Below are 350 nucleotides of genomic sequence, written 5' to 3' on the forward strand. Positions count from 1 at the left end.
CAACCCTGATCGTGTTACCGACATTCCTGCTGGCACTGATCGACCCGGCCGGTTATCTGCCCATCATCCTCAAGGCCGTCAGCCTCGGTCAGCAAAGCTCCACGACGAGCGCCCGCAATGCCGGTCGCGAGTTGCTCGGCTCAACCTTGCTCGCAGGCCTGTTGGCGATCCTCTTCTGGAGCGCCCTCAGTCTGTTTGTGCATCTGTGGATGTTCTTTCTGTGGATGTTGCTGTTCGGCCTGGTGCTGGCGCGCAAGCTGTATGCCCTGAGCCCGACGCGGTTTACCACGGGGTTTTGGCTCAATACGCTGATCACGCTGATCATCCTGTTGGTTCAGTCGGTACAGGAC

Annotated in this window: 1 pseudogene; it reads left to right on the forward strand. The window is 59.1% G+C overall.

Features of this window, described 5'->3' with window-relative positions:
* A pseudogene (locus WLY71_RS30820) lies at positions 1 to 350 on the forward strand (DUF2955 domain-containing protein); the annotation flags it as partial.

This window comes from Pseudomonas rossensis (assembly GCF_039888995.1).
GTDB classification, from domain to species: domain Bacteria; phylum Pseudomonadota; class Gammaproteobacteria; order Pseudomonadales; family Pseudomonadaceae; genus Aquipseudomonas; species Aquipseudomonas rossensis.